Source organism: Caldimonas sp. (assembly GCF_046289365.1).
GTDB lineage: Bacteria > Pseudomonadota > Gammaproteobacteria > Burkholderiales > Burkholderiaceae_C > Caldimonas.
This window is the reverse complement of the sequence record NZ_JBKBVU010000016.1, coordinates 17,982-33,388: the sequence shown is the minus strand read 5'-3', so window position 1 is coordinate 33,388 and position 15,407 is coordinate 17,982. Positions and strand designations below refer to the sequence as shown.

Annotated in this window: 14 protein-coding genes; 11 read left to right on the top strand and 3 right to left on the bottom strand. The window is 67.9% G+C overall.

The window, feature by feature from the left end; all coding sequences use genetic code 11:
* The 11 genes from ACK42S_RS03260 to ACK42S_RS03210 form a co-directional block, all read left to right on the top strand.
* A partial coding sequence (locus ACK42S_RS03260; RefSeq protein WP_409703252.1) for a type VI secretion system Vgr family protein occupies positions 1-2,369 on the top strand: 2,369 nt, incomplete at its 5' end.
* Complete coding sequence (locus ACK42S_RS03255) at positions 2,366-3,973, top strand: hypothetical protein (protein WP_409703249.1); 1,608 nt, start codon at positions 2,366-2,368, stop codon at positions 3,971-3,973. The genes ACK42S_RS03260 and ACK42S_RS03255, both read left to right, overlap by 4 nt.
* Positions 3,970-5,094 carry a T6SS immunity protein Tli4 family protein gene (locus ACK42S_RS03250; RefSeq protein ID WP_409703246.1) on the top strand — a complete coding sequence of 375 codons (1,125 nt, stop codon included), beginning with the start codon at positions 3,970-3,972 and terminating at the stop codon, positions 5,092-5,094. Before ACK42S_RS03255 ends, ACK42S_RS03250 begins: the two co-directional genes overlap by 4 nt.
* 236 nt (positions 5,095-5,330) lie before the next feature.
* Positions 5,331-5,885 (top strand): DUF4123 domain-containing protein, encoded by a 555-nt coding sequence (locus tag ACK42S_RS03245; RefSeq protein WP_409703243.1) that lies wholly within the window; start codon positions 5,331-5,333, stop codon positions 5,883-5,885.
* Positions 5,857-6,120, top strand: a complete 264-nt coding sequence (locus tag ACK42S_RS03240) for a hypothetical protein (RefSeq protein ID WP_409703240.1) — start codon at positions 5,857-5,859, stop codon at positions 6,118-6,120. The genes ACK42S_RS03245 and ACK42S_RS03240 overlap by 29 nt, the downstream gene beginning before the upstream one ends.
* A gap of 93 nt (positions 6,121-6,213) precedes the next feature.
* Positions 6,214-6,741 (top strand): DUF3304 domain-containing protein, encoded by a 528-nt coding sequence (locus tag ACK42S_RS03235; RefSeq protein ID WP_409703237.1) that lies wholly within the window; start codon positions 6,214-6,216, stop codon positions 6,739-6,741.
* Positions 6,738-8,354: a T6SS phospholipase effector Tle1-like catalytic domain-containing protein gene (locus ACK42S_RS03230; protein ID WP_409703233.1), complete on the top strand. Its 1,617-nt coding sequence runs from the start codon at positions 6,738-6,740 to the stop codon at positions 8,352-8,354. Before ACK42S_RS03235 ends, ACK42S_RS03230 begins: the two co-directional genes overlap by 4 nt.
* Before the next feature lie 111 nt (positions 8,355-8,465).
* Entirely contained in the window at positions 8,466-8,885 is a 420-nt protein-coding gene (gene trxC, locus ACK42S_RS03225; protein ID WP_409703230.1) for a thioredoxin TrxC, read from the top strand.
* Between the two features lie 44 nt (positions 8,886-8,929).
* A complete protein-coding gene (locus tag ACK42S_RS03220) occupies positions 8,930-9,832 on the top strand; it encodes a DMT family transporter (protein WP_409703227.1) in 903 nt (300 codons plus the stop codon).
* A 30-nt stretch (positions 9,833-9,862) separates the two neighbouring features.
* Positions 9,863-11,392, top strand: a complete 1,530-nt coding sequence (locus tag ACK42S_RS03215; protein ID WP_409703224.1) for an MFS transporter — start codon at positions 9,863-9,865, stop codon at positions 11,390-11,392.
* 6 nt (positions 11,393-11,398) lie between these two features.
* A complete protein-coding gene (locus ACK42S_RS03210) occupies positions 11,399-12,337 on the top strand; it encodes a M48 family metallopeptidase (RefSeq protein WP_409703221.1) in 939 nt (312 codons plus the stop codon).
* A 12-nt stretch (positions 12,338-12,349) separates the two neighbouring features.
* On the opposite strand, the gene ACK42S_RS03205 is transcribed toward ACK42S_RS03210, so the two are convergent.
* The 3 genes from ACK42S_RS03205 to ACK42S_RS03195 all read right to left on the bottom strand — a co-directional run bounded on the left by ACK42S_RS03205 (position 12,350) and on the right by ACK42S_RS03195 (position 15,140).
* Positions 12,350-13,423 carry an AI-2E family transporter gene (locus ACK42S_RS03205; RefSeq protein WP_409703218.1) on the bottom strand — a complete coding sequence of 358 codons (1,074 nt, stop codon included), beginning with the start codon at positions 13,421-13,423 and terminating at the stop codon, positions 12,350-12,352.
* A gap of 45 nt (positions 13,424-13,468) precedes the next feature.
* Positions 13,469-14,107 carry an MBL fold metallo-hydrolase gene (locus ACK42S_RS03200; RefSeq protein ID WP_409703215.1) on the bottom strand — a complete coding sequence of 213 codons (639 nt, stop codon included), beginning with the start codon at positions 14,105-14,107 and terminating at the stop codon, positions 13,469-13,471.
* A 112-nt stretch (positions 14,108-14,219) separates the two neighbouring features.
* Positions 14,220-15,140 (bottom strand): porin, encoded by a 921-nt coding sequence (locus ACK42S_RS03195; protein WP_409703212.1) that lies wholly within the window; start codon positions 15,138-15,140, stop codon positions 14,220-14,222.
* Positions 15,141-15,407: the final 267 nt, after the last annotated feature.

Sequence of the window (15,407 nt, the reverse complement as noted above, 5' to 3'; positions counted from 1 at the left end):
TCGAAGAAGTCGACGGCCAAGACGATGCCAGCGGCCTGGGCCACCGCGCCGTGCTCTTTGCCCACAGCCCCGACCCCCAAGCCTGCCCCGAACACCCCGACAGCGCGCGCTGGGGCGCCATTGCCTACCACCGCGCCCACAGCCAAGAGCCGCGCGACAGCGTCCAGACCTACGAAGAACACGCCTGCCACGTCCCGGGCGTGCACACCACCCTGGGCTGGCACGACAGCGCCAAACGCGCCATCACGGCGCAAGCCCCGGGCGCAGCGGCCGGGGCGGCCGCCTACGAAGACTACGAGCTGCACAGCGCGCCCGACAGCGCCAGCGCGGCCGCGCGCGCGCGGCTGCGCAGCCAGGCCCTGCAAACCCAGGCCCTGCACTACAGCGGCCAAGCCACCGTGCGCGGCGCACGCTGCGGCCAATGGTGGCGCTTGAGCCACCTGCCCGGGCGGGCCCAGCCCCAAGAGCTGCTGCTCACCGAGCTCATCCACGTGGGCGACAACCCCCTGCCCCATGCCGTGCACAACGCCGCGGCCGCCCTCGGCCCAGCCCCGCCGGGCCAAGACCGCCTGGCGCCGGCGCGCCCCATCGAGCCGGGCGTGCTCGCCCAGGCGCGCGCCAGCGGCTACGCCCAGCACTGGCGCGCCGTGCCCCGCCAGAGCCCCTGGCGACCCATGCCCCCCAGCGCGCCCAGCGCCGCCGGCCCCCAAAGCGCCGTGGTCGTGGGCCCCGACGGCCAGCCCCACGCCCCCGAAGGCTCGGCCCTCCACACCGACCGGCTCGGGCGCATCAAAGTGCGCTTCCATTGGCAGGCGGCGCAAGCGGCCTTCCCCCCCGGCTGCGGCGGCGAGCCGCGCAACGAGCCGCGCAGCCAGCCCAGCGTGTGGGTGCGCGTGGCCCAACGCTGGGCCGGCGCCGGCATGGGCACGCAATTCATCCCGCGCATCGGCCAGGAAGTGCTGGTGGACTTCATCGAGCGCGACCTGGAGCGCCCCGTCGTCGTGGGCGTGCTGCACAACGGGCGCGGCGCCGGCGGCGTGAGCCCCACCCCGGGCGGGCGGGCGCCGCGCACACCGCAGGGCTCACCCTTTGCGGCCGCCGACGACCACCGCAGCGCCGGCCAGGCCAACGACGTCGCCGGCGGCCACAGCCCGGCCTGGCACGGCGCGGCCGCGCAGCCCCATGCCCACGCCGGCGCGCTCAGCGGCGTGCAAAGCCGCGAGCTCGGCGGCTTGGGGGCCAACCGGCTCGTCTTCGACGACAGCCCCGGCCAATTGCGCGCGCAGGCGGCCACCACCGCGCATGCCACCTGGCTCGGCCTGGGCCACCTGCTGCACCAAGCCGGCAACCGGCGCGGCAGCGCGCGCGGCCTGGGGCTGGAGCTGCGCACCGACGCCTACGGGGCGCTGCGCGGCGCGCACGGGCTGCTGCTGAGCAGCTACGGCCAAGCCCCCCACGAGTGCGCGGGCGACCCCAGCGCGGGCCTGGCCCTGCTGCACCAGGCCCACACCCAGGCCGACACGCTGGCGCAGGCCGCGCAGCGCCACCACAACGCCACGCTGGGCCCCACCCGCCAGGCGCTGCAAGCGCTGCAGCGCAGCCTGCAAGGGCGGGTGAGCGCGCGCTGGGACCCCGCCGCCCCATCGGTGGACCCGGCTCCACCCGACGCCGAACTGCCCCACAGCGCCACCGCCCTCGTGCACGCCCAGGCGCGAGCCCAACAGGTCTGGACGGCCGGCCAGGACGTGATCGCCAGCGCCGAGCACAGCGTGCACCTGGGCGCCGGGCAGGACCAGCACCACAGCGCCGGCGGCGCCTGGCGGGTGCACAGCGGCCAAGCCCTGAGCGTGCTGGCCGGTGCGGCCCCCACCACCGGCGAGCCGGCCGGGCTGAGCCTGGTGGCCGCCCAAGGCGCGGTGCAGCTGCAATCGCAAAGCGACCGGCTGGAGCTGGCCGCGCAGCAGGCGATGGACATCCAAAGCGCGGCGGCCCACCTGGACGCCACGGCGGCGCGCAGCCTTACCCTGGCCACCGCCGGCGGCGCACGCATCACCCTGAGCGCCCAGGGCCTGCAGGTGCACTGCCCGGGCACCTTGCGCATCCAGGCCGCGCAGATCCGCATGCTCGGGGCGCGCAGCTACGCACACCAGATGAACGCCATGCCGCAGGCGGCGGCCTTTGACGAAGAACTGCAACTGCGCTGGCCTTTCGATGAAACGCCGCTGACACAACGCCGCTACGACCTCACCCGTCCTCAGGCGGGCACGGTGCGCGGCGGCCTCAACGCCAGCGGCCGCACCGGCTTACAAAAAAGCGACTTCTGCGAAGACCTGCAGCTTGCCTTGTTGAACGAAGACCTGCGCTCATGACCGAAGCCCAGCCTCGCGAACGCATCATCCCCGTGCAATACGACTCGCGCGGACGCGCCTACTGGCGCTCGCGCATGAGCCCGCCCGACGACTCCATCGGCGTGTGCTACATGGTGCCCGACCGCATCATCCCCGTCATCTTCGTGCCCGGGGTGATGGGCAGCAATCTCAAACCCAAACAAGAAGGTCCCCGCTGGAGAATGGATTCAGCCTGGGCCGCGGCGTCGTGGATTGGCAAGAGCGCCAAGCAGAGAAAAACATACCTTCGCCCCGAAGCCATGACCGTGGACAACGAGGGCGAGGTACCCACCGACCTGAAGCTGCCGGCCGAGGAGTTCAAGCGCCGCGGCTGGGGCGAGGTGGCGGCGATGAGCTACGGGGCGGCGCTGCGCTGGCTGGAAGCGCATCTGAACGACTACGAGACCTGCAAGCAAGGCTTGCGCGTACACCTGATGTCCCACGGCCTGGGGGCCGAGCAAGGCGAGGCGGTGCTGGGCTATGACGAGGTGCGCCTGAGCTACCGCTACCGGCTGCCGGTGCATGCGTTTGGCTACAACTGGCTGCAAGGCAACGACCAATCCGCCCAGGCCCTGGGCCGGCGCATTGACGAGATCTTGCATCGCTACCACCGCACCGACCGCATGCGCTGCGACAAGGTCATTTTGGTCACGCACAGCATGGGCGGGCTGGTGGCACGCTATTGCTCGGAAGTGCTGGGCTACCGGGACAAGATCTACGGCATCGTGCACGGGGTGATGCCCGCCGTGGGCGCGGCCGCGGTGTACCGGCGCATGAAGGCCGGCACCGAGGGCGGCTGGGGCGTGGCCCAAGTGCTGGGCGCCGATGCGGCCGAGGTGACGGCGGTGCTGTCCAGTGCGCCGGGGCCGCTGCAGTTGCTGCCCAGCGCCGAGTATGGCAACGGCTGGCTGAGAGTGCGCGCCGGGGCTCAAGAAGTGGCCTTGCCGCGAAACGGCGACCCCTACGGCGAGATCTACACCGTGCGCGATGCCTGGTGGGGCCTGTGCGACCAGGAACTCATCAACCCGCTCAACGAGGAAAAAGACCCCGTCAAGCGCAAGCAGCAGATGGAGGCGGATTGGGAGCTTTTCAAAAAGTACATCCGCGATGCAAAAAGGTTCCACCAAAGAATCGCCCACCGCTACCACCCACACACCCACGCCTTTTGCGGCGACAGCGCGCAGCACAAGGCCTATGGCACGGTGAGCTGGCAACGACCCAGCGATGCAGGAGAGCCGCCGCAGCGCTGGATGCACAGCCCCCTGGCTTCGCGGGTGGGTCTGCGTGAGTTCAGCAAGACCGAAGACACCCGCACGGTGCTGCACCCGAGCAGCCGCATCCCGGCCGCCTTCACGATCAGCGCCCCGGACGAGCCCGGCGACGGCACCGTGCCGGCGCGCTCAGGCTTGGCGGTGCGCTCGCACTGCGAGGGTTTCTTGCGCGTGCCTGTCGAGCACGAGCCGGCCTACAACCCCAAGGCAGGCGAGGCCAGCGTCAAAGCTTTGCACTTCACGCTGCGTGCCATCGTGCGGCTGGTGCAGCAGGTGCGACAGTCGGACTACATGATGTACGAGGACTTGAGATGACGCTCACGCGCCGCCGCCTGCTTGCTGCGGCCGCCTGCACCCCGCTGGCGGCCTTGATCGCCTGTTCCCCGCGCACGCCTGCCATGACCCCTGAAGAAGCCCAATTCGTCCACAAGCTCACCGCGCGCATGCGCACGCACTGCATTGGCCGCCACCTCATCGACCTGCCCGAGGCCTTTGTGCTCAACCCGGTGGACCGGGTGGAGATCGAAGGCGTGGAGGTGAGCGTGCGGCCCATGACCAAGACCGTATTCGAGACGCGCTTGCAGCGCCGCACCGAGGAGTTGCAAAAGCAAGTCATCGATGTCATTGACAACGAACCTGTGCTGATGGACGTGCGCGATGTGCCCGTGGGCATCGGCAAGGTTTTCAATCGCGCCGAAAGCTATGCTTATTCGCGCATCTGGGAGCTGATGGCTTGGCAAGACGGCTTTGAGATACAGGCTTCGGTCAAGGCAGTGGACTATTCGTTGGACGAGCCGTTGGCCAATGACCCATCGAACAACTACACCAACGTCGAAGAAAAGTTCACTCACCTGCTGACGTTATACAGCCGCGTGAGGGGGCGGGCGCAGGAGGAGATTCCTCGCGAGCCGGGGGACTGCTTTGCGCATGGGTTCTATCGAGGAGCGCAGGCCGAGGCGGGGCAGTTCTATGTGAACTATCACCTCAAGGATGCGCCGGATGTGTTCGTGCAACTGAGCAGCATCAGCGGTGATGGCAGCAATGTGGCTCGGCCCGAGTCAGGACTGTTGCAAAGACGCTCACAGATCGAGCGGGACACACGCCGTTCTGGCATCGAAATTTTGCGACTCGTGCCACGCAATATCGGGCACGACGGCTATGAAGAATTTGTGGCCCGAGAACCTGCCAAGGTCACTTCCGCGCGAGTCAACGGACACACAGCCGTCGTGCAGACGGACCAAAACGCGCAGGGTGTCGCTCGTCCCTTTCTGACCATTGAGCTTTTCAACGGCCACTACATTCCGTCCCCGCCGCGCAGTCTGGAGGAGCAGGCCATGATTCCCGATTTGACACGGGCCACGCTGAGCGAAGGGCAGGTGCTGGCGTTGTGGGATGCGATCACCGCCACGATCAGGCCGCGGCCCGGGGCGTTGTGAGGGGCTGGCGCGCCGCGCAGCCTCACCCTGGCCACCGCCGGCGGCGCACGCATCACCCTGAGCGCCCAGGGCCTGCAGGTGCACTGCCCGGGCACCTTGCGCATCCAGGCCGCGCAGATCCGCATGCTCGGGGCGAAGCGGGTGCAGCCCTTGATGCCGCGTCTTCCAAACCACCTGTGTCTGGAATGCTTGCTCAAGGCGCTCCAATCCGGCTCGGCGCTGGCCAAGGTGCGGTGATGCGCAGGTTCTACTTTGCGACCGACGGGATTCGGTTCGATGCACTGACCCGCCACCTGGAAGCGTGCTGGGCTGCGAGCGGAGCGCAAGGGTGGTATGCCTTGCTGGATCAGGCGTTCGATGCCCCCAAAGGGTCTCCCGATTGGGGGCTTCCGCGCCACGGGCTCTATGCAGAAACGCCGCTGAACCAACTGTGCGAGTCCGGGCCCCTATTGCTGGAGCTCGGAGGGCCCGGCGTGCTGCGGGGCCCGGCGTTGCGGCAATTGTGGGCGCACACCTTGGGACGCCCGATGCTCAGCTTTCTGAAGGTCGCGCATGGCATCGATGCGCTGCTGAGCGCGTGGCGTCATGCGCTGGAAGTGCGCCTGGATGACGGACAGAGCTTTGTGCTGCGGCTGGCGGACACCCGGGTCCTCGAATACTTGCCGCGATGCCTGAAGCCTGGCCACTGGGCGATGCTCAGGCATCCGGTCGAACAATGGTGGTTCGTCGACCGCACGGGGGGGGCTACAGGCCTTGCCTGGCGTGCAGGCCGGCACCGAACCGGCCGCTGATTTCACCTTGGATGAACAAGAGTGGAGCGCCCTGATCGATGCCGGCTTGCCGGATGCCGTGATCTCCATCCTTCACGACCAAGCCCCCGAACTCCTGCCCCGGGACCGGCGGGCGGCTTTCCATGCCGAGGTGCAGGCCACCTGTGAGCTGGCGCATCGACCGACATGGCATCCAGGCCATGTCAGACCTCGTGGCCTTGACCGCTTCCTGCACGATGCAACCCAGCCTGCGTGAAGACGCGCGCCTGCATCGCCTGCTGGATACTCAGGATCCAACGGCCGCGCCCTTGGCGCAGCGCTTGGCGGCACTGTGGCCGCAGGAGGTGGCATGAGGTCTCGCACCGTCAAATGCTTCAGGGATTTCGGCACACATCGAATCGCCGCGACGTTGATCGCGATGCTGGTTGCCGGATGCGCCGACCGCGACAAGGTCACGATGAGCTACATCGGGGTGAACCATACCGAGACGTACATCGCAACGCTGTACATCAATGGGCAAGGGGGTGTGATGAATGTTTTTCCAATGGGAGGTGGGGGCGTGGTCTGCTGCGTGACGCTGCCACGCCGTTGGAAGCCTGGGCTGACGGTGAAGATCACATGGCGTGAAGAAGGAGACTGGTTGCGTGACGAAAAGGGGCAGCCGGTCATCCGGGAAGGAAAGAAGGTCTTGATCGAAGGCCCTTGGAAGGAGCGCACGGTGGAGGTGCAGCCCTACACGGAAAAGGATCTCGGGGCTGGGCTGCACGTTCACTTCCTGCCGGGCGATCAGGTGTTGGTGAAGGTCAGCAACATTTCTCCTCATCACAAAGACTACAACCCTCCCTACCCGCGCCGCCCAGGTCAGCCATCGCGATGAGCACTAAGAACGCCGAACCTTTCCCTCACAACGGCTTGCGCCACCTGTCGCCGCGCGAGACCCTACAAAGGCTTGATGCGCTGCGCTGCACGCTGCCGCAGCGCATGGAGCCCCGCTGCAGCGGCCAGGTGCATATCGGCCTGTTTTTCGATGGCACGGGCAACAACATGAAGCTGGATTACGAGGATCGGCCGCCCCACCAGCGCAAACACACCTATGTGGTCAAGCTGTTCTTGGCACATCGTCTGGCGCCAAAGGATGGCTACTTCCGCATCTATTTGCCCGGTGTGGGTACACCATTTGCGGAGATCGGCGACAGCGGAGGGACACGTGGAAGAGCTTTTGCTCACAAGGGGGAAGATCGAATCACCTGGGCGTTATTGCAGGTGCTGAATACCGTGCATGAGTATGTGCGCGGAGCCAGACTAATGGACGACACACGCACCGCCCACATCGCCCAAACGCTCGCCAGCATTGGCAGCCCGGCGGCACAGCGACGCACGGCCTTGCAGACGTGGCAGCGCCATCTGGCGGGGGCGCTGGAGGGCCAGTTGCCCAGGGTGGAGCAGATCAACCTGTCGGTGTTCGGCTTTTCGAGAGGGGCGGCGGCGGCCCGGGCTTTCGTCAACTGGCTGTTCGAGGTGTGCACGCCTGCCCATGGAGGGTGGACCTTCGCCGGGATTCCCCTGCGGGTCGGCTTCATGGGCCTGTTCGACACGGTGGCCTCGGTGGGCATGGCCAACCTCTTTGACAACGGCGTGCTGACCGGCCACCAGGCCTGGGCGGACGGCAGCATGGACATCCACCATGCCGTGGAGCAGTGCGTGCACTATGTGGCCGGCCATGAGGTGCGCGCTTGCTTCCCGCTGGATTCCGTGCGCACCGGCCACCAGTACCCGGCCAATGCCAAGGAGGTGATGTTTCCGGGGGGCCACTCCGATGTCGGCGGGGGCTATGCCCCCGGCGAACTGGGGGTGTCGCCGAGCCTGGATCGGATGATGGCCATCTTGCCCGGTGTGCGCATGTACCACGAGGCACGGCGTGCGGGGGTGCCGCTGTTGCCTTGGGATGAATTGCGTAAAGACGAACAGGACGGGTTCAGTCCTTCCGATATGTTGATCCAGGACTTCAACGCCTATGTCCGGGCCATGGGGTTCGGGCCGGCCCCAGTGGAGCAGTTGCATCGCCGGCACATGGGGGCCTATTTCCACCACCGGTTCAGGCAGCGCCACACCTTCCGGCAGCGCGCGCCTTACACACGCGCCTCGCGCCAGGACCAGCAGGCGCTCGAACACACCCAGGACTGCCTCATCCGCCGGCTGGCCACCCTGGGGGGCGGCCACCCGTTGGAGCCGCACTATCAGCCGCAACGCGCGGTTCAGTTGCATCAGGCGATGCACAAGGCCGCAGGCCTGCAACCCAGCCGGGCCGATCGGTATGTCTATGAGGTGGTCGAGTACATGCTCGCTTCGCCTGTGGCGCCCGAGGTCGAACACTTCTTCGACCACTATGTCCACGACTCCATGGCTGGGTTCAAGGAGCAACTGAACGAATATGCCAAGAACGGCATCGGCTTCGTGAAGTTCCGCACGGTGTTTCAAGGGGGGCATTGAGCGTGCGGGCACCACCGGGCAGGCCTGCGGTCTGACGTGCGCCGGCGGCCCCCGTCACTTGTATTTCGACAGGCCGTCTCCATCTCCCAGGCAGAACCCCCGGAGGCTTTCATGCTCATCGCCTGCCCCCACTGCCTCACCCTCAACCGCGTGCCTGAGGAGCGCTTGGGCGATGCGCCGGTGTGCGGGCAGTGCAAGCGCCCTCTGATGCCGGCCGAACCTGTTGCCTTGACCGATGCCAGCTTCGATGCCGTGGTCTCTCGCACCGAGCTGCCGGTGCTGGTGGACTTCTGGGCGCCCTGGTGCGCTCCGTGCCGGATGATGGCGCCTCAGTTCGAGCAGGCCGCACGCGAGCTGGGCGGCCGGGTGCTGTTCGCCAAGGTCAACAGCGACGAGAACCCCAAAACGTCGGTACGCCATCGCATCCGCAGCCTCCCGACGATGGTGTTGCTGCAAGGCGGCCAGGAGCTGCGGCGCATCTCGGGGGCGATGGGTGCACGCGATCTGGTGCGCTGGCTGCAGTCCGGGTGAACGCCGCCTGAGCGCAGCGCCCCGGAAGGCGGCACAATCATCGGATGATTGAGCGCCGCTCCCATCTCGATTCCCGTGCGATCACGCTGTTGCTGGGCTGCTGCCTGCTGTGGGGCCTGCAGCAGATCGTCGTCAAGGCCACCTTGCCGCTGATGCCGCCGATGGCCCAGGCGGGGCTGCGCTCGGGCCTCGCGGCGCTGCTGGTGTGGGCCTGGGCGTCGTGGCGCGGCATTGCGCTGTTCTCACGCGACGGGACGTGGTGGCCGGGGTTGCTGGCCGGTGCGCTCTTTGCCGCCGAGTTCGTGTGCATCTACATCGGCCTGGGCCACACGGCGGCCTCGCGGCTGGTGGTGCTGCTGTACCTCTCGCCGTTTGTGGTGGCCGCAGGCATGCCCTTCATCAGTGCGGCCGAGCGCCTGTCGATGCGCCAGATGGCCGGCCTGGGCCTGGGCTTTGCGGCGGTGGTGCTGGCCTTCAGCGAGGGGTTGAGCGGTGCGGCCGCGCCGGCCGGCTCCACGCAGTGGCTGGGCGATGCGCTGGCGGTGCTGGCGGCGCTGCTGTGGGGCGCCACGACGCTGGCCATCCGCGCCACCCGCCTGGCCACGGCTTCGCCGGAAAAGACGCTGTTCTATCAGCTTGCCGTGTCGGGTGGGGTGCTGACGGCGCTGTCGCTGCTCACGGGCGAGTCCTGGGCGCTGCCATGGGCCGGCGCGGCCTTGTGGGGTTCGATGTTCTTCCAGGCCGTCGTCGTGGCCTTCGCGAGCTACCTGGTGTGGTTCTGGCTGATCCGTCACTACCCGGCCACGCGGCTGGCCTCGTTCACTTTTCTCACCCCGTTGTTCGGCCTGGTGATGGGCTGGCTGCTGCTGGACGAGGCGATCACGCTGCGCCTGGCGCTGGCCTTGTGTGGCGTCGCGGTGGGCATCTGGCTGGTGAACCGCCGGTGAGGGGCGATCGGTCCTCCCTAGAATGGCCGCATGACCGATCAACCCAAGCCGGCCGGTGAGCCCTCACCCACCTCTGTCTATCGACGCAAGCTCTTCTGGGTGGCCCTGCTGTACTTCTCCGAAGGTTTGCCGCTGGGGGTTTTCTACGACATCTTTCCGGTGTACTTCCGCCAGCAGGGCGTGAACCTGGCCGACATCGGCCTGCTCAGCCTGCTGGGCTTGGCCTGGACGGTGAAGTTCCTGTGGGCGCCAGCGGTGGACTGGGTGCGCCGTCACCGCGGGTGGGTGGCGGGCGCGAACTTCGGCATGGCCGCGGTGATGGGCCTGTTCGCCAGCGAACTGGGCTTCGGGCCCTGGGTGTGGGTGGCCATCGGTGCGTTCACGATGCTCTCGGCCACCAACGACATCGCCACCGACGGCTACACCATCGAGCTGCTCACGCGCAAGGAGTACGGCCTGGCCAATGGCTTTCGCATCGGTTTTTACCGTGTGGGCATGCTCACTGCGGGCGCGCTGCTGATGGTGTCGGGCTGGTTCGGCTGGTCGATGGCCTACCTGCTGGGGGCGGCCGTCTTCGTGGGCAACGGACTGATCGTGCTGTTCGCGCCGCGCGAGCCGGTGCGTCCGGGCACGCCGCCGGGCAGCGTGGCCACGGAACTGCGCCTGCTGCGCCAGCAACCGCTGTGGGCGCTGGCGCTGGCGCTGGTGCTCGCGGGCCTGCTGTGGCCGGTGCTGGGGCCGTTGGCCCGCACCGCGGGCTGGGAGGCCGTGGTGGCGGTCAGTGGCACTTGGTGGTTTCGTGGTGCGATCCCCGTGGGCCTGATGTTCATGGGCGCCGGCCTGATGGTGACGGCGGCCCATGGCCCGCGCGCGGCGCTGATGCGCAATGGCCCGGTCTTCGGTGCCTGGGTGGAGTTGCTCTCGCGCCCGGGCATGGTGGCCATCATCTTGTTCATTCTGTTGTTCAAGCTGGGCGATGCGGCGATGGGCTTCATGGTCAAGCCCTTCTGGGTGGACAGCGGCTTTTCGAACCAGCAGATCGGGCTGGTCAGCGTCAATCTGGGATTGGGGCTGTCGATCGCCGGCGGCCTGGTGGGCGGCTGGTATGTGGACCGCGCGGGCATCTTCAAGGGTTTGTGGGTGTTGGGCCTGTGGCAGGCCCTGTCCAACCTGGGCTATGCCGCGGCCGCCTGGGTGGTGCCGCGCGTGCTGCCCGGCGCCGATGGCATCGTGCAGCCGGCGGATCTGCCGCTGGTCCATCAGGCGGCGGTGTATGCCGCCAGCGCCCTGGAGAGTTTCACCGGCGGGCTGGGCACCGGGGCCTTTCTTGCTTTCCTGATGGCCATCACCAGCCGCGCCAAGGCCACCACCGAATATGCGATCCTCTCGTCGATCTTCGCCTTCAGCCGCGCCGTGGCCGGCTGGGCCGGCGGCATCGGGGCGCAGGAGATGGGCTATGCGGCCTACTTCTTCCTGACCTTCTGGCTGTCCTTCCCGGCCTATGTGCTGCTGGGCAAGGTGCGCGCGATGCTGGAACAACAGGAACGCCAGGAAGTCTGAGGCTGCATGGACGATCTGCACCCCCGCACCGATGAACGCGCCCACTGTGCGCTGTGCCAGGCGATGGCTGCCGTGGCCGCGGCCGGGTCGGGGCGTCTGGCGCCGGCCCAGCCTGGGCGGCGACTGTTCACCGGCGCCCTCGTGACCGCCGGCCTGGCGGCGACGCTGCCCGCCGTGGCCCAGCGCGACGGCGTGGACGTGGGGGGCACCTCAGGCTTCACGCGGCTGGTGAGCGCCGAGCAGATCGAGCAGGCCGCGGCGCAGCAGTACCGCCAGATGCTGCGCGAGGCCCAGGCGCAACGGGCCTTGGCGGGCCCCGAGCATCCGCAGCTCGTGCGCCTGCGCTTCATCGCCGAGCGCATGATCCCGCATGCCCATCCCTGGAATGCGCGTTCGCGCCAGTGGCAGTGGGAAGTCCACCTGATCGGCTCCAAGCAGATCAATGCCTTTTGCATGCCGGGCGGCAAGATCGCCTTCTACTCGGGCATCTTGCAACAGCTCAAGCTGACGGACGACGAAGTGGCGATGATCATGGGCCACGAGATGGCCCACGCGCTGCGCGAGCATGCGCGCGAACGCATGGGCAAGACGGCAGCCACCCGGCTGGGGGCCGGGCTGATTTCCAGTCTGCTGGGTTTGGGCCATGCCGGCGACTTGCTCTTGAACATGGGCGCCCAGCTGCTCACACTCAAGTTCAGCCGCGAGAACGAGACCGAGGCCGACCTCGTCGGCCTGGACCTGGGCGCGCGCACCGGCTACGACCCGCGCGCCGGCGTGAGCCTGTGGAACAAGATGATGCAGGCCAGCAAGGGCGCGCCGCCGCAGTTCCTGTCCACCCACCCGGCCGGGGATACCCGCATCCGCGAGATCGAGTCGGTGCTGCCCCGCGTGTTGCCCCTGTACGAGCGCGCGCCGCGTCCGCAGCGCCGCTTCGACCCGGCCTGAGCGGCGCTCGGCTCAGCCGTCCTCGCGCGGCGCAGGGGCCGTGCCTGCCGGCGCGGTGAAGAGGTCCCAGGCGGCCACGAACAGCGCGGCCACCAGCGGTCCGATCACGAAGCCGTTGATCCCGAAGATCGACATGCCGCCCAGCGTGGACACCAACACCAGGTAGTCGGGCAGCTTGGTGTCCTTGCCCACCAGGATGGGGCGCAGCAGGTTGTCCACGAGGCCGATCACGAACACCCCGAAGGCGATGAGCACCACGGCCTGTACGAAGCTGCCGGTGGCCAGGAAGTAGATCGCCACCGGCCCCCAGATCAGACTGGCCCCCACCGCTGGCAGCAGCGACAGGAAGGCCATCAGCGTGGCCCACAGCACGGCGCCCTGGATGCCCAGGATCCAGAAGATCAGGCCGCCCAGCGCCCCTTGAGTGACGGCCACGACGACGTTGCCCTTGACGGTGGCGCGGATCACGGTGGCGAACTTGGCCAGCAGGTCACGCTTGTGGGCCTCGTCCAGCGGCAGGGCCTGGCGGATGCGCGCCGACAGGGCCTGGCCGTCGCGCAGCAGGAAGAACAGCAGGTACAGCATGATGCCCAGGCTCACGACGAAGTGCACCGTGTTCTGGCCGATCGCCAAGGCCTGCGTGGCGATGAACTGGCTGATCTGTGCGGCGGCCGAGGCCAGGCGGTCCTGCACGGCGGCCACGTCGCCCAGGTCGAGGCGGTCCAGCCAGTCGTCGAGCCAGGGCGGAAGGACGTCGAGCACCTGCTGCAGGTAGCGGCCGAAGTCGAGCTCGCCGCTGCGCAGCCGCGCCACCAGCGCGGCGGCCTCCCGCACCAGGGAAGCCGTGATCAGCGCCACCGGCAGGATCACGATGAGCAGGCACACCGCCAGCGTGGCCAGCGCGGCCAGGTTCGGGCGCTGCGGCATGCGGCGCAGCAACCGCCGGTGCAGCGGCATGAACAGCAGCGCCAGGATGGCGCCCCAGAACACGGCACCGTAGAACGGCCACAGAATGGCCAGGAAGGCCAGGCTCACCCCGAGCAGCAGGGCCAGGAAGATCTTGCGGTGCAGGTCGGCGGTGTTCATGGGCAGGGCGTCACGCGGGACAGGTGCGCCGATTGTGCGCCACCTTCAGGTGCCTCCCACGAAGGGATTGGTGCGCCGCTCCTGCCCGAAGCTGCTCTCGGGGCCGTGGCCCGGGATGAAGATCACATCGTCACCCATCGGCCACAGGCGCTGGGTGATGGCGTCGATCAGGGTCTGATGGTCGCCCCCGGGGAAGTCGGTGCGGCCGATGCTGCCGGCAAAGAGCACGTCGCCCACGAATGCGCGCCGGGCCTGCGGCGAGAAGAACACCACATGGCCGGGCGTGTGGCCGGGGCAGTGGCGCACCTGCAGCGTGCAGTTCCCGAGGGTCACGGTGTCGCCGTCGTGCAGCCAGCGCGTGGGGGTGAAGCGTTCGCTGGGCGGGAAGCCGAACATCGCGCCCTGCTGGGGCAGCGCGTCGATCCAGAACTGATCGCCTTCATGCGGGCCGATGATGGGCAGCCCCTGCTCGCGGGCGAGCTGGGCCGCAGCCCCGGCGTGGTCGATGTGGGCGTGGGTGAGCCAGATCTGCTCCAGTGTGACGCCCAGGCGCTCGGCCTGGGCCAGCAGGCGCGGCAGCTCGCCGCCCGGGTCGATGATGGCGGCGCGCTTCGTGTCGTCGCACCAGACGATGGAGCAGTTTTGTTGGAAGGGGGTGACGGGGACGGTGTGGTAGCGCAGCATGGGCGCAACCTTAGCCGAAAGCCGGCCCGCATGAAAAAAGGGCCCCTGTCGCCAGGGGCCCTGAAATCTCTCGAGGGCAGATGCCCCCAGGAGATAGTTGCAAACCTTGCGATCAGAAGTTGTGCTTCAGGCCGAAATCGACGCCGGTTTTGTGGTCAGACAGCTCGCGGTCGTTGGCCACGTCGAAGTACACCGTGGTGCGCTTGGACAGGGCGTAGTGGTAGCCAATGGCGAACTTGCTGGAGACATCGCTGTCCGGATCGACCTCCTCGAGCTTGCCGTAGGCCAGTTTGACCTCGCCGGCGCCCACCGGGGCAGTGGCACCGATCATGTAGCTGCGGTGCTTGTCGGCACCGGTTTCCGGCGTGCCTTGCCCGTACGCGCCCACCAGGCGGAAGGCGCCGAAGTCGTAGCCAGCGGTGACCAGGTGCCAGGTGTTGTCGTCCACGCCGGACTTGTTGTAGCCATACGCCAGCGACAGCGGGCCCGCGCCATACGACAGGTTCACCCCGTAGAAGTCTTCGCCGGTGTCGGCTTCATCCAGGGCGTACTGTGCCTGCACGCGCAGCCCGCCGAAGCTGGGCGAGGAATAGGTGATGGAGTTGTCCTGGCGCGTGGGCAGGATGCCACCAAACAGGATGGGCTCCATCTTGCCCACGGTATCGCCGCCCCACGGATCGGCACGGTTGGCGATGTTGCGCGCCGGGGTGTATTCGCGGCCCAGCACGACCTGACCAAAACCGCCTTCCAAGCCCACCACCGAACGGCCAGCCCAGAAGGTGCTGTCGGCAGCGCCGGTGTCAGCCTTGAAGCGGTGCTCGATGTTGAACAGGGCCTTCAGGCCACCGCCCAGGTCTTCCACGCCACGCACGCCCAGGCGGCTGCCCGAGCCTTGCTCCAAACGCGTGATGTCGTCGCCCAGGCCGTACTTCAGGCCCAGGTCGACACGGCCGTACAGCGTGACGCTGGATTGAGCCTGAGCCGCGGCGGCCAGGCCGCCAAGCACGGCGAGCGCGATGAGCGATTTCTTCATGTCTTCTACCTCAGGGATGGGTTGACGTTCCGGGCGCTTTGCTGCGGCCCGGACGCTCGCGGGGGAACGCGACGCGCCGGCCGAAGTGAACCAGGGTAAACCCCGAAAACTCAGTAGAAACCCCAGTGTCAAGAACGGGTTTGCGCTGCATGCAACAGGCCCTCGGAGGCCGTGAAACCCTTGGACGAGGGCCCGCATCCCCTGTCTGAATGCGGGTTGTCGGCCGATCGGGCGGGTTGGTGTGAGCGATCGTTGCGGATTTGGCAA